This window comes from Pseudomonas sp. VD-NE ins, from assembly GCF_031882575.1.
In the GTDB taxonomy this organism is placed as follows: domain Bacteria; phylum Pseudomonadota; class Gammaproteobacteria; order Pseudomonadales; family Pseudomonadaceae; genus Aquipseudomonas; species Aquipseudomonas fluorescens_BZ.
This window is the reverse complement of the sequence record NZ_CP134772.1, coordinates 2,272,955-2,299,198: the sequence shown is the minus strand read 5'-3', so window position 1 is coordinate 2,299,198 and position 26,244 is coordinate 2,272,955. Positions and strand designations below refer to the sequence as shown.

The 26,244-nt window shown below is 60.7% G+C and carries 21 protein-coding genes and 3 tRNA genes; 1 reads left to right on the top strand and 23 read right to left on the bottom strand.

Going from position 1 to position 26,244, the window contains the following annotated elements; genetic code table 11:
- Positions 1-19 precede the first annotated feature (19 nt).
- From RMV17_RS10005 to leuC, 23 genes are all read right to left on the bottom strand, one after another.
- Positions 20-991: an XdhC family protein gene (locus RMV17_RS10005; protein WP_311886394.1), complete on the bottom strand. Its 972-nt coding sequence runs from the start codon at positions 989-991 to the stop codon at positions 20-22.
- A gap of 1 nt (position 992) precedes the next feature.
- The gene (locus tag RMV17_RS10000; protein WP_311886393.1) at positions 993-2,228 is read right to left on the bottom strand and encodes a cytochrome c; all 1,236 of its coding nucleotides are present in this window, start codon (positions 2,226-2,228) and stop codon (positions 993-995) included.
- Positions 2,229-2,230: 2 nt separating this feature from the next.
- On the bottom strand, positions 2,231-2,770 hold the full coding sequence (locus RMV17_RS09995; RefSeq protein ID WP_034152761.1) for a (2Fe-2S)-binding protein: 540 nt from the start codon (positions 2,768-2,770) through the stop codon (positions 2,231-2,233).
- Positions 2,763-5,594, bottom strand: coding sequence for a xanthine dehydrogenase family protein molybdopterin-binding subunit (locus RMV17_RS09990; RefSeq protein WP_311886392.1), 2,832 nt, complete (start codon positions 5,592-5,594; stop codon positions 2,763-2,765). Before RMV17_RS09990 ends, RMV17_RS09995 begins: the two co-directional genes overlap by 8 nt.
- 500 nt (positions 5,595-6,094) lie before the next feature.
- A tRNA-Asp gene (locus RMV17_RS09985) sits at positions 6,095-6,171 on the bottom strand.
- Between the two features lie 93 nt (positions 6,172-6,264).
- Positions 6,265-6,341, bottom strand: a tRNA-Asp gene (locus RMV17_RS09980).
- Positions 6,342-6,397: 56 nt separating this feature from the next.
- A tRNA-Val gene (locus RMV17_RS09975) sits at positions 6,398-6,473 on the bottom strand.
- A 183-nt stretch (positions 6,474-6,656) separates the two neighbouring features.
- Positions 6,657-7,433 (bottom strand): SDR family oxidoreductase, encoded by a 777-nt coding sequence (locus RMV17_RS09970; RefSeq protein WP_034152763.1) that lies wholly within the window; start codon positions 7,431-7,433, stop codon positions 6,657-6,659.
- A complete protein-coding gene (locus tag RMV17_RS09965; protein WP_311886391.1) occupies positions 7,430-8,641 on the bottom strand; it encodes an O-succinylhomoserine sulfhydrylase in 1,212 nt (403 codons plus the stop codon). The genes RMV17_RS09970 and RMV17_RS09965 overlap by 4 nt, the downstream gene beginning before the upstream one ends.
- Positions 8,642-8,714: 73 nt before the next feature.
- Positions 8,715-10,220, bottom strand: coding sequence for an amidophosphoribosyltransferase (purF, locus tag RMV17_RS09960; protein WP_016984539.1), 1,506 nt, complete (start codon positions 10,218-10,220; stop codon positions 8,715-8,717).
- Between the two features lie 41 nt (positions 10,221-10,261).
- Complete coding sequence (locus tag RMV17_RS09955; protein WP_007913461.1) at positions 10,262-10,822, bottom strand: CvpA family protein; 561 nt, start codon at positions 10,820-10,822, stop codon at positions 10,262-10,264.
- A 98-nt stretch (positions 10,823-10,920) separates the two neighbouring features.
- Positions 10,921-11,571, bottom strand: a complete 651-nt coding sequence (locus RMV17_RS09950) for an SPOR domain-containing protein (RefSeq protein WP_034152765.1) — start codon at positions 11,569-11,571, stop codon at positions 10,921-10,923.
- Positions 11,555-12,862, bottom strand: a complete 1,308-nt coding sequence (gene folC, locus RMV17_RS09945) for a bifunctional tetrahydrofolate synthase/dihydrofolate synthase (RefSeq protein ID WP_311886390.1) — start codon at positions 12,860-12,862, stop codon at positions 11,555-11,557. The genes RMV17_RS09950 and folC overlap by 17 nt, the downstream gene beginning before the upstream one ends.
- The gene (gene accD, locus RMV17_RS09940; protein WP_007913458.1) at positions 12,859-13,779 is read right to left on the bottom strand and encodes an acetyl-CoA carboxylase, carboxyltransferase subunit beta; all 921 of its coding nucleotides are present in this window, start codon (positions 13,777-13,779) and stop codon (positions 12,859-12,861) included. The genes folC and accD overlap by 4 nt, the downstream gene beginning before the upstream one ends.
- Before the next feature lie 204 nt (positions 13,780-13,983).
- Complete coding sequence (locus RMV17_RS09935) at positions 13,984-14,610, bottom strand: phosphoribosylanthranilate isomerase (protein ID WP_034152767.1); 627 nt, start codon at positions 14,608-14,610, stop codon at positions 13,984-13,986.
- A gap of 65 nt (positions 14,611-14,675) precedes the next feature.
- Positions 14,676-15,500: a tRNA pseudouridine(38-40) synthase TruA gene (gene truA, locus RMV17_RS09930; protein WP_034152768.1), complete on the bottom strand. Its 825-nt coding sequence runs from the start codon at positions 15,498-15,500 to the stop codon at positions 14,676-14,678.
- 277 nt (positions 15,501-15,777) lie between these two features.
- Positions 15,778-18,423, bottom strand: a complete 2,646-nt coding sequence (locus RMV17_RS09925) for a FimV/HubP family polar landmark protein (protein WP_034152769.1) — start codon at positions 18,421-18,423, stop codon at positions 15,778-15,780.
- A 208-nt stretch (positions 18,424-18,631) separates the two neighbouring features.
- Entirely contained in the window at positions 18,632-19,642 is a 1,011-nt protein-coding gene (locus tag RMV17_RS09920; RefSeq protein ID WP_311886389.1) for an aspartate-semialdehyde dehydrogenase, read from the bottom strand.
- 276 nt (positions 19,643-19,918) lie between these two features.
- The gene (gene asd, locus RMV17_RS09915) at positions 19,919-21,031 is read right to left on the bottom strand and encodes an aspartate-semialdehyde dehydrogenase (RefSeq protein ID WP_007913448.1); all 1,113 of its coding nucleotides are present in this window, start codon (positions 21,029-21,031) and stop codon (positions 19,919-19,921) included.
- A gap of 66 nt (positions 21,032-21,097) precedes the next feature.
- Complete coding sequence (leuB, locus tag RMV17_RS09910) at positions 21,098-22,180, bottom strand: 3-isopropylmalate dehydrogenase (protein WP_311886388.1); 1,083 nt, start codon at positions 22,178-22,180, stop codon at positions 21,098-21,100.
- Between the two features lie 54 nt (positions 22,181-22,234).
- Entirely contained in the window at positions 22,235-23,002 is a 768-nt protein-coding gene (locus RMV17_RS09905) for a class I SAM-dependent methyltransferase (protein ID WP_311886387.1), read from the bottom strand.
- Positions 23,003-23,138: 136 nt separating this feature from the next.
- Positions 23,139-23,783 (bottom strand): 3-isopropylmalate dehydratase small subunit, encoded by a 645-nt coding sequence (leuD, locus tag RMV17_RS09900; RefSeq protein ID WP_007913445.1) that lies wholly within the window; start codon positions 23,781-23,783, stop codon positions 23,139-23,141.
- A gap of 11 nt (positions 23,784-23,794) precedes the next feature.
- Entirely contained in the window at positions 23,795-25,213 is a 1,419-nt protein-coding gene (gene leuC, locus RMV17_RS09895; protein WP_016984527.1) for a 3-isopropylmalate dehydratase large subunit, read from the bottom strand.
- Between the two features lie 140 nt (positions 25,214-25,353).
- Here leuC and RMV17_RS09890 point away from each other — a divergent pair, with 140 nt between their 5' ends.
- Positions 25,354-26,238, top strand: a complete 885-nt coding sequence (locus RMV17_RS09890) for a LysR family transcriptional regulator (protein ID WP_311886386.1) — start codon at positions 25,354-25,356, stop codon at positions 26,236-26,238.
- The last annotated feature ends 6 nt before the right edge of the window (positions 26,239-26,244 follow it).

Here is a 26,244-nt window from a genome sequence, read left to right as displayed (position 1 = left end):
TATTCAACACCGAACGGTTTCAGAGCTGATCCCGAGCAATCCCGCTACGAATCCGCAAGATATCCGCCAGCACCGCCAGCGCGATTTCCGCTGGCGTCTTGCTGCCGAGGTTAAGACCGATCGGCGCATGGATCCGCGCCAACTCACCCTCCCCTAAACCGCCAATCCGACGCAACCGCTCAAAGCGCTTCTGCGAAGTCTGCAGCGAACCCATCACGCCAATGTAAAAGGCTTCAGTGCGCACCGCTTCCATCATCGCCAGGTCGTCGATACGTGGATCGTGGGTTAGCGCCACGACCGCCGTATCGCGATGGCAACCGCCGTCGGCAATAAACACCGATGGCAATTGCCGACGAATTTCCACGCCATCCAGCACAACGCCTTCGAGCACTTCATCGCGCGGATCACAGAGAATCACCTCAAACCCGAGGCCGACAGCAAACTCGGCACAGGCCTGTGCCACGCTGGAGTAGCCGGCGAGCAACAGACGCTGTGCCGCGCCGACACGGATGCGCACCCGATCAATCTCACGCTCGATCCGCGCACCCTGCTCGCGATCAGCGAACAGACTGCGCGCACCGCTGGCCAGATCGACCTCGCGAATCAAGCGCCGCTGACCCAGCAGCGCCGATTCCAATTCACGCAGATGCGCCTGCACCTCACAGTCAGCGTCAAATTTCTCAACCAGCACATCGAGAATGCCGCCACAGGGCAGGCTGACCCGCGAACGCGGATCGTCGCCCTCGCCGTAACGCACGACATTGACTGCATCGAGAAACGCACCTTCGGCGACGCGCTCAAGGAAATCCTCCTCGACGCAGCCACCCGACAGCGAGCCAATCCACTGTCCGCCATCGTTCACCGCCAGCAGCGAACCCGGCGCACGCGGTGCCGAACCGTAAGTCGTCAGCACGGTGCAAAGCCAGATGCGCTGCCCCGCCACCGACCACTCCAGCGCGCGGCGCACCACTTGTAGATCGAGATGCTGCATGTCAGTGCGCCTTGTGCTCGATGGACGGTGCGTCGTCTTTCAGCTTTTGCACTTCGCTCACTGCCAGCTCGGCGGACTGCCCACCCCACCCTTGACGCAGGTAGTTGAGCAGATCGGTCAGCTGTTCAGGACTGAGCTTGTCGGCGAAACCTGGCATCGGTTGCATGTGCTCGAAACCGGAGAACTTCTGCTCGCCGATACCGTCCTCGATCACCCGCAAAAGATTGCGCGGGTCTTCCAGGCGCAGCGTGGTGTTGCCGCGCATGGCCACCGCGATGTGCGGCTTGCCTTCGCCACCGACCGCGTGACAGCCGGCGCAGACGTTCAGATATTCCTGACGGCCGCGCTGGGCACTGGCGCTGAGCTGGTCTACCGGCACTTCAACAAGTGCTTTGGCTGCCGGCGGTTTGTCGCCGAGCAGGAAGGTCGCCATCGCCGCCAGATCGGTATCGTTCAGGCCTTGCGTGCTGTTGTGGAACACCGGGAACATCTCGTTGAACATCGTCCCCTGCGCACTCATGCCATGCTTGAGGAACGTGCCCAGATCCTGCTCGTTCCAGCCCCGCGCAGCCAGATCAGTGGCCAGCAGGCTCGGCGCCAGGTAGCCATTGAGGATGCCGCCGGTCAGGCGCTTATCCAACTGCATCGCACCCGGCAGACCGCGCGGCGTGTGGCATTCGCCGCAGTGACCGAGGACTTCAACCATATACTGGCCGCGCTTCCAGGCTTCGCTTTTACCTTCGGCTGACTCCAGTTTCAGGGCTTTGCCGTACATCATGTTCCAGCCAATCAGGCCCGGACGTACGTTGAACGGAAAGCTCAGGCTGGTAACCGGTGCTGCGCGCTCGATCGGCTCGATGGTTTTCAGGTAGGCATAGATCGCATCCGAATCTGCACGCGGCATCAGGTGATACGAGGTGTACGGCATCGCCGGATAGAGGTTCGCGCCATCGCGACGCTTGCCTTCGGTCAGCGCAGCGAAGAATTCGTCATCGTTGTACAAACCGATGCCGTGCTCTTTGCTCGGCGTGATGTTGGTACCGTAGATCGTGCCGAACGGCGAGACGATCGGCAGGCCGCCAGCAAACGGTGCGCCGCCCGGCGCGGTGTGGCAAGCCATGCAGTCGGCCGCGCGAGCGAGATATTCGCCGCGCTTGACCTGATCATCGGCATGGGCAAACAACAGCGGCGCAGCGAGGCCGACCGCCAGGGTCAGGCGGGTCAGAAAAAGCTTCATGCTTAACCCTCCTTGACCAGGCCGAGATCGGTCAGCACGTTGCGGGTGGCGTTGTAATAACGCACGTACCCGGTGCAACGGCAGACGTGATGGCCGAGGCTGTCCTCGATGACTTGTTCGAGCTTGCTTTGCACGGTCGGCTGGCGCTGCAGCTTTTCAACCAGCACGGTCGCAGCATTGACGAAGCCCGGCGCGCAGTAGCTGCACTGGAAAGCGAACTCATCGACGAAGCGTTGCTGGATCGGGTTCAGTTCGGTGACCTGGCCCGCCTCATCACGCTTGGCGTGAGCTTCGATGGTGCGGACTTTCTTGCCCTCGAAGTAATGCGCGCCGGTGATGCAGGTGCGCACTTCTTCGCTGGTGCCATCCGGATTGTCGACGATCACCACACAAGCGTGGCAGATGCCCTGGCCGCAGCCCAGTCGCGAGCCGGTAAGGTTTTTGTACTCGTGCAGGTAGTCGATCATCGGCAGGTCATCAGGGATGTCCACCGGGCCGACGGATTGACCATTGAGGGTCAGTTGAAACGGACGGTTAGCCATTGAGGGCCTCCTTGATGCGCGCAGCAGTGATTGGCAGATCGCGAACACGTTTACCGATGGCGTGCGCCACGGCGTTACCGATGGCACCGACAATCGGGATCATCACCACTTCGGCGATGCCTTTGGACGGGTCGCTTGGCGACAGCGCCGGGAGAATCTCCGACGTCTGCTTCCACACGGCAACGTGACGCGCCATCGGCAGACGGTAACGGTTGAAGTTCCAGTCACCCTCCCCCGGCCCGCCTTCATACAGAGGCATTTCTTCCATCAAGGCGTGACCGATGCCCATGGCGATACCGCCTTCGAGCTGGCCCTTGACCAGTTCTTCAACCAGCACACGACCGCACTCGACCCACGAATGGTGGTTGAGCACTTCGACTTCTGCCGAGCCTTTGTTGACCTTCAGTTCGACCAGCGTCGCGACCGGGCTGTAGTAGGTCACGGCAGCGTTGTTCAGCTGAACAACCGGATAATTGATGTTCTGGCGATCCAACAGGTGGAAACCGGAAGTACTCATCAACGCTTTCTTCGCTTTCGGCGCGCCGTCACCGTATTTCACGGCAAGACCATCCAGCGGCAGACGCTCGCGAACACCGTCGATGCTGTATTCGGCCTCGGCCCAGCTCCAGCGGTTGAACGCGTGAACGGTGGCACCGGTCACCAGACCGCGCTCGTGAGCATGCTTGGCCAGCTCTTCGAAGCTCAACGGCTGCATGCCGTTGGCGGTGAGCTTGCCGTCGACCCAGTGCGCATCTTCGCGACGCACGACGTAAGGGTTGGCTTGACCGCCGTAAGGGCCCTGACGCCAGATTTCCATGGCCGCTGGCCACAAGCCGTTGTTGAACAGCACGCGCGCCGCTTCACGGGTGGCGTGGCTGAAGTAGTACGCCGAGTTGGTCGCGGACGAGGCCGAAGCCAGTTTGCCAACCCAACGCGGGTTGCGCAGCAGGTTGTCCTGTTCGGCCTGGCTCATGATGTAAGGGTTGCCGCTGGTGATCAGCTGCATTTCCTTCCATTCGGTTTCGCCGGTCTTCACTTCGTGCGCCGGGCTGCCGAGGAAATCGGCCACGACCAGGGCTTGCGAGGTGGACATGCCGGTGCCGATCTCAATGCCGATGTGGCGCAGGGTGATGCGACCGTCGGCAGTGAATTCGATGCTGGCCATCGGCGCTTCAGAACCGGTGCCAAAGTCTTTCTGGCAAATGGCGAAACCGACGCCGTACCAGTTGTCCGGGTCTGCGGCTTCACGCTGTTTCTTGATCGCGTCGCGGTTTTTCCAGACTTCGTGCACCGAGGCCTTGTCGAGGATTTCGTGCAGGCGCAAAGCACCGGCCGGGATCGCACCCTGAGTATTTTTCATGCCGGAACGCAGGGCGTTCTTGCGACGCAGGTCGATGGCATCGATACCGAGGCGGTTGGCGATTTCATCGACCATCATCTCGGTCGCCGCCATGCTTTGCAGGGTGCCGTAACCGCGCATCGAACCGGCCTCGACACCACGCGAGTGGTAAGCGGTGACTTGCAGGTCGTTCTGCGGCATGTAGTAGATCGACTGCGCCGCCGTGGCGCCAACCGCAGCTACCGATGGGCTGTAGTTGACCCGGCCACCACCGTCGACGCTCATTTCGGCGCGGAAAATCTTGAAGGTGTAGTCGTTCTTGTCCACGGCCAGTTGGTAGCGGATGTCGAACGGGTGACGCTTGATGCCGCTCTGGAACTGCTCGTAACGATCGTTGGCCAGACGCACCGGCACACCGGCGCCGTACAGCGCAGCGAGGGCTGCGTAGTAGACGAAGATGTTGTGGTCTTTGGAACCGTAACCCACGGTGTAACCCGGGTGCATGTTCAGGTTGGCCAGGCCGAAGCGCGACGGCGCGATCATTTTCGCGGTCTCGGTCGCTGCCTCCAGCGGGCACTGAGTGGCCACGACGAAATGCAGGGTCTTGGTTTGCGGGTCGTACCAACCGTTGCCGTTGTCCGGCTCCATCGCGGCCGGCTCGATCGACGGGGTCTTGTAGCGCTCGTCGAACACCAGCCAATTGTCCGACGGTGTGTCGATCTCGCTCTTCATGCGGTCGGCGTAGAACAGGCCGCGCTCGGTCAGGTTGCCGTGCAGGTTGGGCTGGGAATTCCATACCGGGCGACGGTTTTTCAGCATCGGAAAGAGGATCGAGTCCTTGAGGCTGGCGAATTCGTCCTCGTCTGCCGAGGTCGCGCCGCCCACACGTACGTAGCGGAAGCTGCCATAGGGGTCGCCTTCGTAGAACGGCACTTTGGCACCGTAACGAATCGCTTTGTCATTGAATTTGAGCTTGTTCTTGGCCTGACGGAAACGCTCGAAATCGTTCCAGATCAGGATTGCCACCGGGTGACCGATGAACATCGGCACCTTGCCTTCTGGCAGCAACGGATCCGGTGCGTGCTCTTCCGGGAAGACGATGCCGTCCTTGTCCAGGTCAGCGGCGGTGACGATCCGGTCAGGCTGCAAGTCGGCGCCGAGCCACGACAGGTCGTAGCCGGCGTAAATGCGATCGGCCTTGATGGTTTTCAGCAACATGGCGTGGCCTTGCTGCTCTGGCCAGCCCGGCATGTCCTTGGAGCGGATGTCACGGGCAAAGACCTTGCTGCCGCAGACTTTGGACAGTGCGTCGTTACGCTGACGCGCCTTGCCGTTGTTGCCGAGCCACTTCTCGGACGGCACGGTGACAGTGTTTTCCATCAAGGCAGCCAGCGCCTGACTGCTGAGCGGCGTGAGCGTGACGCTCACACCCGCCACCAGCCCGCCCTGAAGGAACGAGCGCCGGGATATATCACGGTTGGACATGGATCATCCTCTGGGCGGTTATGTGTCCGCCCTTCTGGTTATCTACTGGGGAATCTCGAGTCTTGCAGAAGCCCTTCTTGGCTAAACAAAGGGCGTGTTGACAGTGCAAAGCTGACCGAAAGGTTAACTTTAAAGGTTTCTGCGCTCGCAGCAAACAACCAGTTACAAAAATTTGACTACAGAATCAAAAAATCAATGCGGCGTGGCACCGCATGAGGCCAATTGCCCCACGCCATACTCATGTAGGAGCTGTCGAGTGAAACGAGGCTGCGATCTTTTGATCTTGTTTTTTACGATCAAGATCAAAAGATCGCAGCGTGCCGCAGCTCCTACATGGATTCGTGTTGGGCGCTGGATAAGGGGGAAGAGAAAAAGAAGGGGAGGCAAATTTCAGACACAAAAAACCCCGGTCTTTCGACCAGGGTCTTTGCTATCGATTCCGAACCAGCCAATGGCTGCTTTCGGTGCGTCAAGGCGTTCAGTGGTCCTTGAAGCAGATATGGCGCAGCGGACGGGACTCGAACCCGCGACCCCCGGCGTGACAGGCCGGTATTCTAACCGACTGAACTACCGCTGCGTATCGCTTTGAGCTTGCGCTCAAGTAACTCGTTTTGATTGCTGGCTTCGGTGCCTTGCAATCGCGAACCAGACAAGCCTGATTCGTAAAATATGGCGCAGCGGACGGGACTCGAACCCGCGACCCCCGGCGTGACAGGCCGGTATTCTAACCGACTGAACTACCGCTGCGCGTCGGTGCAGGCACTTGCAGCCTACGTTCTTGCTTACGCAAGTTTCTCGGGGAGTGGTGGGTGATGACGGGATCGAACCGCCGACATTCTGCTTGTAAGGCAGACGCTCTCCCAGCTGAGCTAATCACCCGTTTGCATCTCCGAGGCCGCGAAATTTACGCAGGTAGCGAACCTAAGTCAATAGCAGGATTGAAGTTTTTTTCAAAAACAGTTTTTAGCGGCAAGTCTCAAGCTGCAAGCAAAAGCATAAACATCTAAAGCAGACACACCGTGATCTCGCTTCAACTTGCAGCTCGACGCTTGCAGCTGCCTCTCACTGCTCGTAAATCATCTTTTTCGTCATACCGCCATCGACGACGAACTCCTGCCCGGTGACAAACCCGGCATTCCTCGACAGCAACCACGCAACCATGGCCGCGACATCTTCGACCGTCCCTACCCTGCCCGCCGGATGCTGAGCATGATCGGCATCGGCCAGCGGCTCTGCTCGGCGCGCAGAAGGATCGCGCGCATCGATCCAGCCCGGGCTGACCGCATTGACACGAATCTCCGGACCCAGACTGATCGCCAGCGCATGCGTCAGCGCCAGCAAGCCGCCCTTGCTCGCCGCATACGCCTCGGAGTCCGCCTCCGACTGCCGTGCACGGGTCGATGCCAGATTGACGATCGAACCGTTGTGCGCGCGCAGGTACGGCGCACAGTGCTTGGCCAACAACATCGGCCCACTGAGGTTTACCGCCAGCACGCGATTCCAGTAAGCCAGATCGAGGCTTTCCAGAGTGATGTTGTGCGGATCGGCGACCGCCGCGTTGCAGACCAGCGCATCGAGGCGACCAAACTGCCCCAGCACTTCGGCAACGCCGAGCGCGACCTGGCCCTCATCGGCAACATCCATGGCGATGAACCAGGCGTTTTCGCCCAGTACTTTCGCCACTTTCGAACCACGCGCACGATCCAGATCCGTCAGCACCACTTGCCAGCCTTCGCTGATCAGCCATGCCGCGATCCCCAGACCGATACCGCGCGCGGCCCCCGTGACCAGCGCAACGCGACCATGGGTACCGGCTTTCGGGGTCGACAACTCGATCACAGCGCTGCCAGACCGCGCGCCAGGTCGGCTTGCAGGTCAGCAACGTCTTCCAGACCGACCGCAATGCGGATCAGGCTGTCACGGATGCCTGCTGCCTCACGCTCCTGCGGCGCCAGACGGCCGTGAGAGGTGGTGCTCGGGTGCGTGATGGTGGTTTTGCTGTCGCCAAGGTTGGCGGTGATCGAAATCAGTCGAGTCGCATCGATAAAGCGCCATGCGCCCTCCTTGCCACCCTTGACCTCAAAACTCACGACCGCACCGAAGCCCTTCTGCTGACGCTGGGCCAGTTCGTGCTGCGGATGGCTCTTGAGACCGGCGTAATGGACTTTCTCGATGCCGTCCTGCTGCTCCAGCCATTCGGCCAGCTCTTGGGCGTTGGCGCAGTGCGCCTTCATCCGCAGGCTCAGGGTTTCCAGACCTTTGAGGAAGATCCACGCGTTGAACGGGCTCAGGGTCGGGCCGGCGGTGCGCAGGAAGCCGACGATTTCTTTCATCTGCTCACTGCGACCGGCAACCACCCCGCCCATGCAACGGCCTTGACCGTCGATGAACTTGGTCGCCGAGTGCACAACGATATCTGCACCCATTTTCAATGGCTGTTGCAACGCTGGCGTGCAGAAGCAGTTGTCGACCACCAGCATCGCGCTTTTGGCGTGAGCGATTTCTGCCAGCGCGGCGATGTCGACCAGCTCAGCCAGAGGGTTGGATGGCGATTCGACGAAGAGCAGTCTGGTGTTCGGCTTGATCGCCGCATCCCAGGCTGACAGGTCAGCCAAAGGCACGTAATCGACTTCTACGCCGAAACGCTTGAAGTACTTCTCGAACAGGCTGATGGTCGAACCGAACACACTGCGCGAAACCAGCACATGATCGCCGGCGCTGCACAGGCTCATCACCACCGCCATGATCGCGGCCATGCCGGTGGCGGTCGCCACGGCCTGCTCGGCGCTTTCCAGCGCAGCAATGCGCTCTTCGAACGCACGCACGGTCGGATTGGTGTAACGCGAGTAAACGTTGCCCGGCACTTCCCCGGCAAACCGCGCGGCCGCGTCGGCAGCGGTGCGGAACACGTAGCTGGAGGTGAAGAACATCGGATCACCGTGCTCGCCTTCCGGCGTACGGTGCTGACCGGCACGTACGGCCAGGGTGTCGAACGCTACGCCTTCGAGGTCGCTGTCCAGCCGACCGGCATCCCATTCCTGACTCATGCTGTCACTCCTTGCCCTGTTCTCGAAAATTGAAAGTCAGATACAAAACCGGCCCCTCAGGGCCGGTAGAAACTCAGTTGTTGTACAGATCGATGATCGCACTGACCGCCTGGGTCTTGACCTTCGAGGCATCGTTGCGTGCCTGCTCGATCTTGTCCAGGTAAGCCTCGTCAACGTCACCGGTGACATACTTGCCGTCGAACACCGCGCAATCGAAATTCTCGATCTTGATCTTGCCGCCGCCGACTGCTTCGATCAAGTCAGGCAGGTCTTGATAGATCAGCCAGTCAGCGCCGATCAGATCCGCCACGTCCTGAGTCGAACGGTTGTGTGCGATCAGCTCGTGCGCGCTTGGCATGTCGATCCCGTAGACGTTCGGGAAGCGTACCGCCGGAGCGGCCGAGCAGAAGTAGACGTTTTTCGCGCCGGCTTCGCGGGCCATCTGGATGATCTGCTTGCAAGTAGTGCCGCGTACGATCGAGTCGTCAACCAGCATCACGTTCTTGCCGCGGAATTCCAGCTCAATGGCGTTGAGCTTCTGACGCACCGATTTCTTGCGGGCCGCCTGGCCCGGCATGATGAAGGTACGACCGATGTAACGGTTCTTGACGAAGCCTTCGCGGAATTTCACGCCCAGGTGGTTGGCCAGTTCCAGTGCCGCGGTGCGGCTGGTGTCCGGGATCGGGATAACCACGTCGATGTCGTGCTCCGGACGCTCGCGCAGGATCTTCTCGGCGAGCTTCTCACCCATGCGCAGACGGGCCTTGTAGACCGACACGCCGTCGATGATCGAGTCCGGACGCGCCAGGTAGACGTGTTCGAAGATGCACGGAGTCAGGGACGGGTTGGTCGCGCACTGACGGGTGTGCAGCTTGCCGTCTTCAGTGATATAGACCGCTTCGCCCGGCGCCAGGTCGCGAATCAGGGTGAAACCGAGCACGTCCAGCGAAACGCTTTCCGAGGCGATCATGTACTCGACGCCTTCGTCGGTGTGACGCTGGCCGAACACGATCGGACGGATGCCGTGCGGGTCGCGGAAACCGACGATGCCGTAACCGGTCACCATGGCGACTACTGCGTAACCACCGACGCAACGGTTGTGCACGTCGGTCACGGCGGCAAACACGTCTTCTTCGGTCGGCTGCAGCTTGCCGCGCTGGGCCAGCTCGTGGGCGAACACGTTCAGCAGCACTTCCGAGTCGGAACTGGTGTTGACGTGACGCAGATCGGATTCGTAGATCTCTTTGGCCAACTGCTCAACGTTGGTCAGGTTACCGTTGTGCGCCAGCGTAATGCCGTAAGGCGAGTTGACGTAAAACGGTTGGGCTTCGGCCGAGGTCGAGCTGCCCGCGGTCGGATAACGGACGTGGCCGATACCCATGTGGCCGACCAGACGCTGCATGTGACGCTGTTGAAACACGTCACGCACCAGGCCATTGTCCTTGCGCAGGAACAACCGGCCATCATGGCTGGTCACGATACCGGCAGCGTCCTGGCCGCGGTGCTGGAGCACGGTTAGCGCGTCATACAGCGCCTGATTGACGTTCGACTTACCGACGATACCGACGATGCCACACATGCGACGCAACCCCTACTTAATGGATCTGAACTGAACAACACTCACTGAGGCGTTTTCGCCGACGGCAAGAGTTGCTCCTTGAACGGAATATCAGCGGGTACGCTGATTCCGCTGGCAAGCCACTGACTGCTCCACCCGAGAATCAGGTTTTTGGACCAATCAGCGACCAATAGAAATTTTGGTACGAGCTGTGATTCTTTCCACCACCCGTCCTGCTGTACCGGCCCCAGGCTCAACAGCCCGACCGCCACGACCACCAGCAACACGCCACGCGCTGCGCCGAAGGCCATGCCGAGGAATCGATCGGTCCCGGACAACCCGGTGACGCGTACCAACTCGCCGATAAGATAATTGATCATTGCGCCCACGATCAGTGTGGCGACAAACATGATGGCACAGCCCGCGATCACGCGAGCCGATGGGGTTTCGATGTATCCGGCGAGGTACTCGGACAATGAGCCACCGAACATCCAGGCGACGACTCCTGCGATGATCCAGGTCACCAGCGATAATGCTTCCTTGACGAAGCCGCGGCTCAAACTGATCAAAGCGGAGATGGCGATGATTGCAACGATCGCCCAGTCAACCCAGGTAAATGGCACAGTGCAGCCTACAGACGGATAAGGCGGCGCATTTTAGCAGAGCGCATGCCTCTCGGTAAGCTGCGATTGTCAGTGCATTTCAATCGAGGTGATAGTTTTTAGCCGCGCTCAGGCTGGAAGCGCACAACAAAACCCTTGAGGTTCTGCTGGCGACCCAACAGATCACGCAGACGATCGGCTTCGGCACGCTCGATCAGCGGACCGACAAACACCCGATTCTTGCCATCGGCCGAACGGATATAGGCGTTATAGCCTTGGCTGCGCAGGGTTTTCTGCAGACTCTCAGCGCTGGCACGACTCGACAGACTGGCCAGCTGCACCGACCAGCTCACCGACAGACCGTTGGCATCGACGCGGCTTTGCGTGGTGTCCGGCTTGCTCGAGGATGCAGTGATCGGCTGAGCAGGTGCCGGAATCGGCTTGGCCACCGCGGGAGGCGCAACAGGCTTGGTGATCATGATGGGAGCCGTCGGCGCCGGTGCGACGGGCGCAACAGGCGCCGTGTCTTCGGCGACTTCTTCGTCCGTCGGCACCGGCTCCTGCGGCAAGGTTTGCGGCTCAGGCACAGCCACCGTTTCCATTTGCACTTGCGGTACGACAGGCGCTTGCGGCGCGGCGGGCGCTTCGACAGTCACCTGACGCTGCTCGTCCTGACGGGAAAACAGCATCGGCAGGAAAATCACCGCCAGCGCAACCAGCACCAAAGCGCCAACCATGCGTTGCTTGTACGCTTTATCCAGCAAAGCCATTTGCCGCTTCCTCCGTGGAGCGCCGGGCCAGCCATTCAAGGGCCTCGGCAACACAATAAAATGATCCGAACAACAGAATCTCGTCGTCGCTGGTTGCCACCGCGCACTGCCCTTCCAGGGCGGCGGCGACACTGTCGTAAGACGTGACCGCAGCGCCAAGGTTCTGCAATACAGCGTTTAATTCAGCCACAGGACGTGCGCGCGGTGAATCCAGCGGCGCAACGGCCCAATGCTCGACACTAGCATTCAATTCGCTGACAACACCATCCAGATCCTTGTCGGCCAACAGGCCGAAAACCGCCAGGCGCTTGCCGACCGGTGGCTGCGAGGCCAGACGACGGGCCAGATACTCGGCGGCATGCGGGTTGTGACCAACATCCAGCAACAGATTCAGGCGCTTGCCGTTCCACTCGAACGAGCGGCGATCCAGTCGCCCGACCACGCGAGTGGCCTGCAACGCCGCGACAATCTGCGACGCATTCCACGGCAAGCCGAGCAGCAGATACGCCTGCAACGCCAGCGCGGCGTTTTCCATCGGCAGATCGAGCAGCGGCAAGTCACGCAATTCGACAACCCGGCCCTGCGCATCGGTGCCACGCCATTGCCAGTGCTGATCGGTGATGCCGAGATCGAAATCGCGCCCCCGCAGGAAGAACGGACAAGCCAGTTCACGCGCCTTGTCGAGCAACGGTTGCGGAGGGTTCAGATCGCCGCACAAGGCAGGTTTGCCCTGACGGAAAATTCCAGCCTTTTCGAAAGCCACGGATTCGCGGGTATCGCCCAGATAATCGGCGTGATCGACGCCAATGCTGGTGACCAGCGCAATGTCGGCATCGACCACGTTAACCGTGTCCAGACGCCCGCCCAGCCCGACTTCCAGCACCACCGCATCAAGCCCGGCCTGCTGAAAAAGCCAGAACGCCGCGAGGGTGCCCATTTCGAAGTAAGTCAGGGAAGTGTCGCCGCGCCCGGCCTCGACTGCTGCAAAGGCTGCGCACAGCTGCGCGTCAGTGGCTTCGACGCCATTGAGCTGCACCCGCTCGTTGTAACGCAGCAGGTGCGGAGAATTGTAGACACCAACGCTCAGGCCCTGCGCGCGCAGCAATGAAGCCACGAAAGCGCAGGTCGAACCCTTGCCATTGGTGCCAGTGACCGTAATCACCCGAGGCGCCGGCTGGCCCAGCCCCATGCGGGACGCTACCTGTTGCGAACGCTCCAGACCCATGTCTATGGCCGACGGGTGCAACTGCTCAAGGTAGGCGAGCCATTCGCCAAGGGTGCGCTCGGTCATAGGCCAGCAGGGACCGGAGGAACCACAATCGGCTCGATTGGCGCGGCGACGAATTTCGGCGTCGGCTTGCCAGTCATTTGTGCCAGCAGGTTACCCAGGCGTGGGCGCAGTTCCTGACGGTGGATGATCATGTCGATCGCGCCGTGTTCCAGCAGGAATTCGCTGCGCTGGAAACCTTCCGGCAGTTTTTCACGCACGGTTTGCTCGATAACACGCGGACCGGCGAAGCCGATCAGGGCTTTAGGCTCACCGACGATCACGTCGCCAAGCATCGCCAGACTCGCGGAAACACCGCCGTAGACCGGGTCGGTCAGTACGGAGATGAACGGAATGCCTTCTTCACGCAGACGCGCCAGTACCGCCGAGGTCTTGGCCATCTGCATCAGCGAGATCAGCGCTTCCTGCATGCGCGCACCACCGGAGGCGGCGAAACAGATCATCGGGCAGCGGTTTTCCAGCGCGTAGTTGGCCGCGCGCACGAAGCGCTCACCGACGATGGCGCCCATGGAACCGCCCATGAAGGCGAATTCAAAGGCCGAAACCACAACGGGCATGCCCAGCAAGGTGCCGCTGACGGAGATCAGCGCGTCTTTTTCGCCAGTCTGCTTTTGGGCAGCGGTCAGGCGATCCTTGTACTTTTTGCCGTCGCGGAATTTCAGACGGTCAACCGGCTCCAGATCGGCGCCCAGTTCGTTGCGACCTTCGGCATCGAGGAAGATGTCGATGCGCGCACGTGCGCCGATGCGCATGTGGTGGTTGCATTTAGGGCAAACGTCCAGGGTCTTTTCCAGCTCTGGACGATACAACACCGCCTCGCAAGACGGGCATTTGTGCCACAGACCTTCAGGGACCGAGCTCTTCTTGACCTCGGAACGCATGATCGAAGGGATCAGTTTGTCTACTAACCAGTTGCTCATGCTTTCTTTCTCCAGTACCGGCGGCCCGAACGCTCTGGTTCGCAGCCCCGCGTATGCCCTTCAGCTAAATTCATGTGTGTGGCGATGGTTGCCGGACTGCCACGATCAGCGCGAAACATGACCTGCGTGCTATCCAGCAACCCTCAGCCGCGCCTGCTTTGTGCAAGTGCATTGATGGACGGCGGCAGACTGCCAGCCGTCACATCAATATGGCGCTTTGCGTACCGCGTTGATGAACGCGTGAATCTTTGCGTGATCCTTGATGCCCTTGCTCGCCTCTACCCCACCGCTGACATCCACCGCGTAGGGTTTTACCCGGGCCACGGCATCCGCGACATTATCAGGGGTCAAACCACCCGCCAGAATCAATGGCTTGCTCAAACCCCGCGGAATCAAAGACCAGTCGAACGCCTCACCGGTTCCGCCGGGCACGCCTTCGACATAGGTGTCGAGCAGCACGCCACTGGCGCTCGGATAGGCATCGACCGCCGCCGCAATGTCATCACCAGCCTTGACCCGCAACGCCTTGATGTACGGACGATGCCAACCTTCGCAATCTTCCGCGACTTCATCACCATGGAACTGCAACAGATCCAGCGGCACGGCATCGAGGATTTCCCCCAACTCGCAGCGGCTGGCGTTGACGAACAGGCCCACGGTGGTCACGAACGGCGGCAATGCCTGAATAATCGCTCGCGCCTGCTGCACCGTCACCGCGCGGGGACTCTTGGCGTAGAACACGAACCCGATCGCATCCGCCCCGGCCTCAACGGCGGCCAGCGCATCTTCTATGCGGGTAATCCCGCAGATCTTGCTGCGAACGGCTGGCATATCGAGAAAAACTCCGAGGCAAAATCCGGGAAAGTCCCGGATGGTAACAAAAGCGTTCGAGGGCGTCAGCCGTCAAGTTCGGAGAAACCCGTAAGGAAATGTGGCCCGATAAAACGCTCGGGCAACGGGAATTCGTCGTGGTACTCGACCTGCACCAGATACAAGCCGTACGGATGCGCCGTGACGCCGCCGGAACGGCGCTCGCGGCTTTCCAGCACTTCCTTCATCCACTCGACCGGGCGCTCGCCGGCACCAATGGTCATCAACACACCGGCGATGTTGCGCACCATATGATGCAGAAACGCATTGGCGCGGATGTCGAGCACGATCATCTTGCCGTGACGGGTCACGCGCAGGTGATGCATCTTCTTGATCGGCGACTTGGCCTGGCACTGGCCGGCACGGAAGGCACTGAAATCGTGGGTGCCAATCAGGTACTGCGCGGCCTCAGCCATGCGCTCGACGTCCAGCGGACGGTGGTTCCAGGTGATCTCTTCGTTGAGATGCGCCGGGCGAATCTGATCGTTGTAGATCACGTAGCGATAGCGCCGCGCGATAGCTTTGAACCGCGCATGAAAATGCGCCGGCATCACCCGCGCCCAACTCACGCTGATGTCATGCGGCAGATTGATGTTGGCGCCCATGACCCAGGCTTTCAGCGAACGATCGACCGTCGTATCGAAATGCACCACTTGCCCGCAGGCATGCACGCCGGCGTCGGTGCGCCCGGCGCACTGTAGCGAAACCGGCGAATTGGCGACTTTCGACAGGGCTTTTTCGAGTTCTTCCTGCACCGTCGCCACACCCGTCAACTGACGCTGCCAGCCGCTGTAGCGCGAGCCTTTGTACTCAACGCCCAGCGCGACGCGGTAAAAGCCGTCGGGGGCCATTTCGGCGACCGGGTTATCTATGTTTGCCAAGGTGGGACAGCCTGCTGTTTGTGCAAAGGCGGGCATTATAAGGCTGTGGTTCAGGGATGCCAGAGGGTTCTCTGTCGCCTGAGCGGCCCCCATCGCTGGCAAGCCAGCTCCCACAGTTTCTGCCGCGCACACAAACCCTGTGGGAGCTGGCTTGCCAACGATGACAATAGCCAAGACGACACACATTCCGGCACAAACAAAAACGGCAGCCTCACCGGGCTGCCGTTTTCGTTTACCGCTGGACTTACTACAGGCTCGAGAGCATGTCCTTGGCCTCGCCCCGCTGCTTCTCGTCACCCTCGGTCAACACTTCGTTGAGGATGTCGCGTGCACCGTCGCTGTCGCCCATGTCGATGTAGGCTTGGGCCAGATCGAGCTTGGTAGCGGCTTCATCAGTGCCGGCAAGGAAGTCGAAATCATCTTCGCCCAGATCACCACCGATTGCCGCATCAGCTTCGGTGAAAGTCGGTTCGGCAATGCTTTGCGACAGGCGATCCAGCTCGGCGTTGACGTCATCGAGCTCGGCCGCGAACGTATCAGGTTCAGCCGCTGGGTTGCTGTCCATTTCATCGGCCAGCGACAGATCGAAATCAGCCGGCAGCTCCAGATCATCCTGCGGCACGTCAGCCACCACCGGCGCCTCGACCGGCGGCAGATCTTTCACGCCTTCGTCCAGGTCCAGCAGGAAGTCATCGTCCGCCAGGTCAACCGCTGGAGCCGGCTCGGCACCGAGGTCCAGATCGAGGTCGAAGTCCGACAGGTCGTCCAGATTCTCTTTGATATCAGTCTGCTGTTGCAGCACCGATTCGAAGCTCAGGTCGTCGTCGGACGGGAACTCGTCCAGCTCCACCGGCGCTTCGGGCTCAACCACAGGCGCAGGCTCAACCGGCGTGATGTTGTCGAGATCGTCCAGGCTCAGGTCAAACGCACTGTCCAGATCATCTTCAACAGCAGCCGGCGCCGGTGCTTCAGGCTCATCCAGCAGCAGATCCTTGACGTATTGCGCGTCCAGCTCGGCAGCCACGGCAGCAGCGGCCAGACCCGCCGCAGCGACGACGGCCATGGCTGGGAAGCGGCTTTTCAGCTCTTCGACCTTGGCGAAGTTGTCGCCATTGGCCACCAGTTGACGCTCCTGACCGACGAACGCATCACGGTCGCCCTGCTGACCGTAGACCTCCATCAGCTTCAGACGCAGATCACTGCGCTGCGGCTCCAGGCTGACGCCCTCTTCCAGCAGCGCGGCAGCCTGATTCAGGCGACCGGCGTTGATGTGCGACTGCGCCTTGTCGAGCACGTCATCGGAGCGCTCGGCGGCCGGTGCCACCAGCGGCGCGGCGATCGGCTCAGCCATCACGATCGGGGCGACTACCGGAGCCACTACGGCTGCCGGAGCAGGTGCTGGTGCCGGGGTGTTGAGCTTGACGCTCGCCGCCGGGGTTTCCAGACCTTCGAAGCTGCTTTCCGGCAGATCCTGCTCAGCGGAGAACTCTTGTTCCTCCGACAGGGCACGGGCCATGCGCAGATGTTTCTCGGCTTCCTGCTGAGCTTTGCGGCGACGTGCCAGCAACAGCAGCAGGAGCAGCAGAACCACCGCACCGCCACCGATCAGCCCCAGCAGAATCGGGTTGGTCAGCAGCTCGTTGAAGGTTTTCTCTTCATCGACAGGCGGCTTTGGTGCGACCACTGGCTCAACTGGCGTTTCAGCCGGCGGCGCAATGGCAGACTCTGGCGTCGGCGCCGCTTCTGCCGGGGTGGCCGGCGGGGTGGCAGCCAGTTCAGCCGTGATCGCAGGCACTGCCGGTGCAGCAGCGTTGGCGGCTGGCGCTGCGCCCGCCCCTTCAGCCTGCAGTTTCGCCAATTGATTGTTTTTCAGCTCGATGAGTTTTTGCAGCTTGTCCATCTGGCTTTGCAAATCGGACACGCGGCTTTTCAGTTCCTCATTGTCACGACGGGTCGTGTCGAGGCTTTCCTGAGTGACCGCAAGCTTGTTGCTCAGCGCCTTGGCGTCACCCGCCGGGCCTTTGCCGCGCGCCTTGGCGCTTTCGGCGGAAACCAGGCTCAGATTGTCCTGGGCGTTCTGTGCTGCACCGGTATTGCCACGACCACGGTTGGTCGCATCGAGCTGCTGCTGACCAGTGCCCGGCTTGGCCACATAACGACGGCCCTGACGCCAGGCTTCGTTCTGCGCTGCCACTTCGGCAATCGCTTTGGATTGCGGCAATGCCGTGCTTTGTACCGAATCCGGCAGGCGCAGCACCTGACCGGTTTTCAGGCGGTTGATGTTGCCGCCGATGAACGCATCCGGGTTCAAGGCTTGAATGGCCAGCATGGTTTGCTGCACCGAGCCGCCGGTACGCGCCTTCGCGGCGATTTCCCACAGGGTATCGCGCGGCGTGGTGGTGTACTGCGTCGGGTGCGTGGCGCCAGTAGTCGGCGCAGCGATGGTCTGCGACGGCGCCGGTTGCGCGGCGGCGTCAGCGGTCTGCGGCGAGAACTTCGACGGATCGAGCAGCACGCTGTAGTCGCGCAGCAGACGGCCGTTCGGCCACATCACCTGCACGAGGAATTTGACCATCGGTTCCGACAGTGGCTTGCTCGAGGTGACGCGCAGCACGCTTTTGCCGCTGGCGTTGAGTACCGGCGTGAAGGTCAGATCGTTGAGAAAGGCCTGGCGGTCGACGCCGGCCTTGGCAAAATCTTCGGGTGAAGCCAGGCTCGGCACCACTTCGGCAGCGGTGAGATCCTTGACGTCGAGCAGCTCGATTTCAGCCACCAGCGGCTGGTTCAGGGTCGACTTCAGGGTCAGCTCCCCGAGCCCGAGGGCATGCGCCATACCGGAGGACAGCGCCGAGGCGGCCGCTATTGCTAACACCAGTTTGCGAACTTGAACCATAGCCTCATCCTTTGTTTGAACGTTCCTCGGCCAGCGAGAAGATGTTGAATACCGCTGCCGTAAGGCATTGCGCGCGACGACGACAGATGTCGCGCGCGATTATTTCTTTGATGCCCCGGAATGTCCCGGAGGGTGACACGTTATCAAGCAATCCGGGCAAGCATAGCGCTCACCTAGAATCAGTCGACAAATTGTTGCCAAGTATCTTTTACAGCAGGTCTTTTATCAACAATTCAGCCACCTGCACAGCGTTAAGGGCCGCGCCTTTGCGTACGTTATCTGACGTCAGCCACAGATTTAGTTCCGCCGGGTCGTCGACACCGCTGCGCACGCGACCAACATAGACAACATCCTGCCCTACCGCGTCACCGACTGCAGTCGGGTAATCACCGGCTTCGACCAGCTCGATACCGGCCGCGTCTTCGAGTGCAGCGTTGACTTTCGCCAGGTCGACAGCCGACGTTGACTGCAAGGTCACGCTAAAGCTATCGCCAAAAAACACCGGGGCTTGAACGCAAGTTGCGGAAATCTTTAATAAAGGCTTGGCCAGCACCTGACGCAACTCGCGCACCAGACGTTTTTCCAGCAACGTATGGCCCTGCGCGTCGGGCGTGCCGACCTGCGCCAGCAGGTTGAAGGCCATCTGCCGATCAAAGAAGGTCGGTTCCAGCGGGCGCATGTTCAGCAGCTCGGCGGTCTGTCGCGCGAGCTCGGAAACGGCTTCGCGACCCTGCGCGGAAACAGCCAGATTGGCGGTGACATTGACGTATTGCAGATCGATCAGATCAAGCAGCGGCGCCAGCACCACGGCCAGCGAAGTAGCCGACGGGCTTGGGCTGCTGACCTGGAACGGTGCTTTCAAACCGGCGAGCACATCGGCGTTGGCTTCCGGTACCACCTGCGGCGCCTGATCGGCCGGCAAGGCGCCGGACAGGTCGATCAGCGAGCAGCCGGCGGCGTGGGCACGGGCGGCGTAACTCAAGGTGATGGCCGGGCCGGCGGCGAAGAACACCAGTTTGACCTTGCTGAAATCGAACTCGTCGACTTCGCGAACGCGCACGTTCTTGTTGCGGAACAGCACCGAACTGCCGGCGGATTCGCTGCTCGCCAGCAGGTGCAGGTTAGCAACCGGGAAGCTGCGCTCTTCGAGAATCTGTACGAGGGTTTCGCCGACAGTACCGGTGGCGCCGATCACGGCAATATCTAGGGTCTGGGTCATGGTGCGAGCCTCTGGCGAAACGGGGGGAGCGGCACTTTACCGGGTGACTGGCGCCCAGGCAATTTCTGCCGGGGATTTGCGGTGCCTCAACCGGCCTCATCGCTGGCAAGCCAGCTCCCACAGGTTTCTGTGTTGTGCATGAATCTTGTGTACAACACTGAACACTGTGGGAGCTGGCTTGCCAGCGATGAGGCCAGTCCAGACACCCTAGAAACTCCAGGCATAAAAAAACCCGCACCTCTCACAAGGCACGGGTTCTTTCATTACTTCAAGCGATCAACGCTCAAGCAAAATCCGCAGCATGCGACGCAGCGGTTCGGCCGCGCCCCACAGCAGTTGGTCGCCGACGGTGAAGGCACCGACGAATTGCGAACCCATGTTCAGCTTGCGCAGACGACCCACCGGAACATTCAGGGTGCCGGTGACCTTGGTCGGACTCAGCTCCTGCATGCTGATTTCGCGCTGGTTCGGCACCAGTTTGACCCAAGGGTTGTGCTGGCTGATCAGCCCTTCGATATCGGCGATCGGTACGTCTTTGTTCAGCTTGATGGTCAGCGCCTGGCTGTGGCAACGCATCGCGCCGATGCGCACGCAGATGCCGTCGACCGGGATCGGGCTCTTGAAGCGACCGAGAATCTTGTTGGTCTCGGCCTGGGCTTTCCACTCTTCACGGCTCTGGCCGTTCGGCAGTTCCTTGTCGATCCACGGGATCAGGCTGCCGGCCAAAGGTACGCCGAAGTTTTCGGTCGGATACGCTTCGCTGCGCATGGCGTCGGCAACGCGACGGTCGATGTCGAGGATCGCACTGGCAGGATCGGCCAGTTGATCGGCGACAGCGGCGTGGGTCGCGCCCATTTGCTTGATCAGTTCACGCATGTTCTGCGCGCCGGCACCGGAGGCCGCCTGATAGGTCATGGCGCTCATCCACTCGACCAGACCGGCCTCGAACAGACCGCCCAGACCCATCAGCATCAGGCTGACGGTGCAGTTGCCGCCGATGTAGTTCTTGGTGCCCGCGTCGAGCTGCTGGTCGATGACCTTGCGGTTGACCGGATCAAGAATGATCACCGCGTCATCGTTCATGCGCAGGCTCGAGGCCGCGTCGATCCAGTAACCCTGCCAGCCGGCTTCGCGCAGCTTGGGGAACACTTCGCTGGTGTAGTCGCCGCCCTGGCAGGTCAGAATCACGTCGAGGGTCTTCAGCTCGTCAATGCTGTAAGCATCCTTGAGCGGAGCAATGTCCTTGCCCACGGACGGGCCTTGGCCACCGACGTTGGACGTGGTGAAAAACACCGGCTCGATTAGATCGAAATCCTGCTCTTCCAGCATCCGCTGCATGAGCACGGAACCGACCATCCCGCGCCAACCGATCAGACCTACACGTTTCATCGCAACTACACCTTCTTGAAAAGTGGGCCGCTGCTTTGTATTGAATTTCGCAGCGGGCCCGAGAGATTACAGATTCCGCAGCGCGGCGACTACTGCGTCGCCCATTTCCTGCGTACCGACTTTGCTGCAACCGGCCGAATAGATGTCACCGGTGCGCAGGCCTTGATCCAGCACCACGCTCACGGCTTTCTCGATGGCATCGGCCGCGTCATGCAGATTGAAGCTGTAACGCAGCATCATCGACACCGACAGAATGGTCGCCAACGGGTTGGCGATGCCTTTGCCAGCGATGTCCGGAGCGGAACCGTGGCAAGGCTCGTACATGCCCTTGTTGTTCGAATCCAGCGAGGCCGACGGCAACATGCCGATGGAGCCGGTGAGCATCGACGCTTCGTCGGACAGGATGTCGCCGAACAGGTTGTCGGTGACGATCACGTCGAACTGCTTCGGCGCGCGCACCAGTTGCATCGCAGCGTTGTCGACGTACATGTGGCTCAGTTCGACTTCCGGGTAATCCTTGGCCACTTGCTCGACCACTTCACGCCACAGTTGGCTGGACGCCAGCACGTTGGCCTTGTCCACCGAGCAGAGCTTCTTGCCACGGACCATGGCCATGTCGAAACCGACACGGGCGATGCGGCGGATTTCGCTCTCGCTGTACGGCAGCGTGTCGTAGGACTGACGCTCGCCGTTTTCCAGAGTACGGGTGCCGCGCGGCGCGCCGAAGTAGATGCCACCGGTCAGCTCACGGACGATGAGGATGTCCAGACCGGCAACGATTTCCGGCTTCAGGCTAGACGCGTCAGCCAGTTGCGGATAAAGGATCGCCGGACGCAGGTTGCCGAACAGGCCCAATTGCGCACGGATTTTCAGCAGGCCGCGTTCAGGGCGGATGTCACGCTCGATGGCGTCCCATTTCGGGCCGCCAACGGCGCCCAGCAGCACAGCGTCAGCAGCGCGGGCGCGGTCGAGGGTTTCGTCGGCCAGCGGCACGCCGTGCTTGTCGATGGCGGCGCCACCGATCACGTCATGGCTCAGCTCGAAGCCCAGGCTGTATTTGTCGTTGGCCAGCTCCAGCACCTTGACCGCTTCGGCCATGATTTCCGGACCAATACCGTCACCTGGGAGAATCAGAATCTGCTTGCTCATGCTTTCCTCGTGTCTTCAGTCGGTGCGCCTTTACCGGCGCGCCCGGAAAAATTCTTATCGCTCGGCCATCAGTACGATCACATCGGTACTGAACGAGCCGTCGGCATCAATCTCGAAATATTCGCGCACTTCGTTGCCCATCGACTGCTGCAACTGGCGGATCGCTGCGCGCATCACTTCGGGTGTACGCATGCGTTCAACCCAACTGGTGTACTCCAGACGCAGGCGCTGACGCGTGGTACTGCGCACATGCAAACCGGCCTCGCTGACCTGCCGCAACCATTCGGCGGCGGAATAATCGCGCACATGACTGGTGTCGCGCAGTACCTCGACGCTTTGCAGGTAAGTGTCGAACAACGGACTGCCCGGTGACAACACATCAACGAACGCCGCCACACCGCCCGGTTTCAGCACCCGGCGCACTTCACGCAGAGCCACACCGAGATCGCTCCAGTGATGCGCCGAATACCGGCTGAACACGAAGTCGAACTCGCCATCGGCAAACGGCAGACGCTCGGCGGCGCCGTTGACCGTGGCAATGTTGCTCATGCCGCGTTCAACGGCAGCGGCGGCGACCACGTCGAGCATTTGCTGCGACAGGTCGTAGGCGACCACTTCCCTGACCAGCGGTGCGACGTGGAAACTGACGTGACCGGCGCCGCAGCCCAAGTCCAGCACCCGCGCTTCGCCCTGCCCGGCCAGCTCAGCTTGTAGCAGGGCGAATTCGGTGCCTTGCGCGTGAACGGCGCTGCTCAGGTAGGCGGCGGCCTGTTCACCGAATTGCTTTTGTACGACCTGGGTGTGCTGGGCGGTGCTGGTCATGGCCACATCCTGTATTTGTGTTGTTTGGGCTGGCCCCTTCGCGAGCAGGCTCGCTCCCACAGGGGAATGCATTTCAAGTGTGGGAGCGAGCCTGCTCGCGAAGGGGCCGGCCCTGACTACATCAATCTCGAATCAATCACGCGTCGCGGAACAACCACGGTTGGCTCACACGATGCTTGGCCTCAAACGTCGCAATCGCATCACCGTCCTGCAAGGTCAGGCCGATATCGTCCAGACCATTCAACAGGCAGTGCTTGCGGAACGCATCGATCTCAAAGCTGTACACCTTGCCATCCGGACGGGTCACGGTCTGCGCCTGCAGATCGACCTGCAACTGATAACCCGGCTCGGCCTCGACCTGCTTGAACAACTCATCCACTTCAGCGTCGCTCAAGATGATCGGCAGCAAGCCGTTCTTGAAGCTGTTGTTGAAGAAGATGTCGGCGTAGCTCGGCGCGATGATGCTGCGGAAACCGTATTCTTCCAGCGCCCACGGCGCGTGTTCACGGCTGGAACCGCAACCGAAGTTCTCACGGGCCAGCAAGACGCTGGCGCCTTGATAACGCTCGGCGTTAAGGACGAAGTCCTTGTTCAGCGGGCGTTTGGAGTTGTCCTGATACGGCTGGCCGACATCAAGGTAACGCCATTCGTCGAACAGGTTCGGACCGAAACCGGTGCGTTTGATCGACTTCAAGAACTGCTTCGGAATGATCTGGTCGGTGTCGACGTTGGCACGATCCAAAGGCGCAACAAGACCAGTGTGCTGGGTAAAAGCTTTCATGCTGCGCTCCTTTAAATCAATTCACGAACGTCGATGAAACGACCGTTCACCGCTGCCGCAGCCGCCATGGCCGGGCTGACGAGGTGGGTCCGGCCACCGGCGCCCTGACGGCCCTCGAAGTTACGGTTGGAAGTCGAGGCGCAATGCTCGCCGGACTCCAAACGGTCCGGGTTCATCGCCAGGCACATCGAGCAACCCGGCTCACGCCATTCAAAACCGGCTTCGAGGAAAATCTTGTCGAGACCTTCGGCTTCAGCCTGCGCTTTGACCAGACCCGAGCCCGGCACCACGATCGCTTGCTTGATGGTCGAAGCGACCTTGCGGCCCTTGGCGATCACCGCTGCAGCGCGCAAGTCTTCGATCCGCGAGTTGGTGCAGGAACCGATAAACACGCGATCCAGCTGAATGTCGGTGATCGCCTGATTGGCGGTCAAACCCATGTATTTCAAGGCGCGGACGATCGAGTCGCGCTTGACCAGATCCATCTCTTTGGCCGGGTCCGGCACGTTCTGATCAACGGCCAGAACCATTTCCGGCGAAGTGCCCCAGCTGACTTGCGGCTTGATCTGCGCAGCGTCGAGTTCGACCACGGTGTCGAACTTGGCGTCGGCGTCGGAGACCAGATCTTTCCAGGCTTCGACGGCCATGTCCCATTCCGCGCCTTTCGGAGCGAATGGACGGCCCTTCACGTAATCGACGGTCTTTTGATCCGCTGCCACCAAGCCAACGCGGGCGCCGGCTTCGATGGACATGTTGCAGATGGTCATGCGGCCTTCGACGGACAAGTCGCGGATCGCGCTGCCAGCGAATTCGATGGCGTGGCCGTTACCGCCGGCGGTGCCGATCTTGCCGATGACCGCGAGGACGATGTCCTTGGCGGTCACGCCGAACGGCAATTGCCCTTCAACGCGCACCAGCATGTTTTTCATTTTCTTCGCGACCAGACACTGGGTGGCGAGCACATGCTCGACCTCGGAAGTGCCGATACCGTGCGCCAGAGCGCCGAAGGCGCCGTGAGTCGAGGTGTGCGAGTCGCCGCAGACCACGGTCATGCCCGGCAAGGTCGCGCCCTGCTCCGGGCTGATGACGTGGACGATGCCTTGGCGGACGTCGTTCATCTTGAATTCGACGATGCCGTATTCATCGCAGTTGTCATCGAGGGTCTGAACCTGCAAACGCGAAACCTGATCGGCAATGGCTTCGATGCCGCCCTTGCGCTCTGGCGTCGTTGGTACGTTGTGGTCCGGGGTCGCGATGTTGGCATCGATGCGCCAAGGCTTGCGCCCGGCCAGACGCAGGCCTTCAAAGGCTTGCGGCGAAGTCACTTCGTGAATGATGTGACGATCGATATAGATCAGCGCCGAGCCATCGTCGCGCTGCTTGACCAAATGCGAATCCCAGAGCTTGTCGTAGAGCGTTTTGCCGGCCATCAGACGGTTCCTCATCAGCTTGTTTCTATGCCTTGGGCTTATCAATAACCCTTTGGCTTGTGAGGCCGATCCTATGGGGTTAGATTAAATAACTCAAATTCATATTTTTTATGCTTTGGATAACCAACTGGAATACGAACATGGATCTGGCCAACCTCAACGCTTTTATCGCGATTGCCGAGACCGGCAGCTTCTCCGGCGCCGGCGAACGGCTGCACCTGACGCAGCCGGCGATCAGCAAACGCATCGCCGGGCTGGAGCAGCAATTGAAGGTGCGCCTGTTTGATCGGCTGGGCCGTGAAGTCGGCCTGACCGAGGCCGGCCGCGCCCTGCTGCCACGGGCGTATCAGATTCTCAACGTGCTGGACGATACCCGTCGCGCCCTGACCAACCTCACCGGCGAAGTCAGCGGTCGCCTGACCCTGGCCACCAGTCACCACATCGGTTTGCACCGTTTGCCGCCACTCCTAAGGGAATTCACCCGCCGTTACCCACAGGTGGCGCTGGATATTCAGTTCCTCGATTCGGAAGTGGCCTACGAGGAAATTCTCCATGGCCGCGCTGAACTGGCAGTCATCACCCTGGCGCCGGAACCTCACGCACTGGTCAAAGCCACACCTGTCTGGGACGACCCGCTGGATTTCGTGGTCGCCCCGGAGCATTCGCTGATCAGCAATGGCCCGGTCAATCTGGCGGACATTGCCGGTCATCCGGCGGTTTTCCCCGGCGGCAACACCTTTACCCACCATATTGTCCAACGCTTGTTCGAGGCCCAAGGGCTGACGCCGAACATCGCCATGAGCACCAACTACCTGGAAACCATCAAGATGATGGTGTCGATTGGCCTGGCCTGGAGCGTTTTGCCGCGCACCATGCTCGATGATCAAGTGGCGAGCATCGCTTTACCGGGCATACAGCTCACTCGCCAGCTAGGCTATATCCTGCACACCGAACGGACGCTATCGAATGCGGCAAAAGCCTTTATGGCACTGCTGGACGCACAAATCGATCTGCCAGGGACTTGAGGCCAA

Coding starts and splice junctions, on each gene's coding strand:
- leuC (WP_016984527.1), bottom strand. CDS start 25,213: ATGGCCGGCAAAACGCTCTACGACAAGCTCTGGGATTCGCATTTGGTC.
- purF (WP_016984539.1), bottom strand. CDS start 10,220: ATGTGTGGCATCGTCGGTATCGTCGGTAAGTCGAACGTCAATCAGGCG.
- asd (WP_007913448.1), bottom strand. CDS start 21,031: ATGAAACGTGTAGGTCTGATCGGTTGGCGCGGGATGGTCGGTTCCGTG.
- RMV17_RS09995 (WP_034152761.1), bottom strand. CDS start 2,770: ATGGCTAACCGTCCGTTTCAACTGACCCTCAATGGTCAATCCGTCGGC.
- RMV17_RS09965 (WP_311886391.1), bottom strand. CDS start 8,641: ATGAGTCAGGAATGGGATGCCGGTCGGCTGGACAGCGACCTCGAAGGC.
- leuB (WP_311886388.1), bottom strand. CDS start 22,180: ATGAGCAAGCAGATTCTGATTCTCCCAGGTGACGGTATTGGTCCGGAA.
- truA (WP_034152768.1), bottom strand. CDS start 15,500: ATGGCCCCCGACGGCTTTTACCGCGTCGCGCTGGGCGTTGAGTACAAA.
- RMV17_RS09990 (WP_311886392.1), bottom strand. CDS start 5,594: ATGTCCAACCGTGATATATCCCGGCGCTCGTTCCTTCAGGGCGGGCTG.
- RMV17_RS09905 (WP_311886387.1), bottom strand. CDS start 23,002: ATGACCAGCACCGCCCAGCACACCCAGGTCGTACAAAAGCAATTCGGT.
- RMV17_RS10005 (WP_311886394.1), bottom strand. CDS start 991: ATGCAGCATCTCGATCTACAAGTGGTGCGCCGCGCGCTGGAGTGGTCG.
- RMV17_RS09935 (WP_034152767.1), bottom strand. CDS start 14,610: ATGCCAGCCGTTCGCAGCAAGATCTGCGGGATTACCCGCATAGAAGAT.
- accD (WP_007913458.1), bottom strand. CDS start 13,779: ATGAGCAACTGGTTAGTAGACAAACTGATCCCTTCGATCATGCGTTCC.
- RMV17_RS09920 (WP_311886389.1), bottom strand. CDS start 19,642: ATGACCCAGACCCTAGATATTGCCGTGATCGGCGCCACCGGTACTGTC.
- leuD (WP_007913445.1), bottom strand. CDS start 23,783: ATGAAAGCTTTTACCCAGCACACTGGTCTTGTTGCGCCTTTGGATCGT.
- RMV17_RS09950 (WP_034152765.1), bottom strand. CDS start 11,571: ATGGCTTTGCTGGATAAAGCGTACAAGCAACGCATGGTTGGCGCTTTG.
- folC (WP_311886390.1), bottom strand. CDS start 12,862: ATGACCGAGCGCACCCTTGGCGAATGGCTCGCCTACCTTGAGCAGTTG.
- RMV17_RS09925 (WP_034152769.1), bottom strand. CDS start 18,423: ATGGTTCAAGTTCGCAAACTGGTGTTAGCAATAGCGGCCGCCTCGGCG.
- RMV17_RS09890 (WP_311886386.1), top strand. CDS start 25,354: ATGGATCTGGCCAACCTCAACGCTTTTATCGCGATTGCCGAGACCGGC.
- RMV17_RS10000 (WP_311886393.1), bottom strand. CDS start 2,228: ATGAAGCTTTTTCTGACCCGCCTGACCCTGGCGGTCGGCCTCGCTGCG.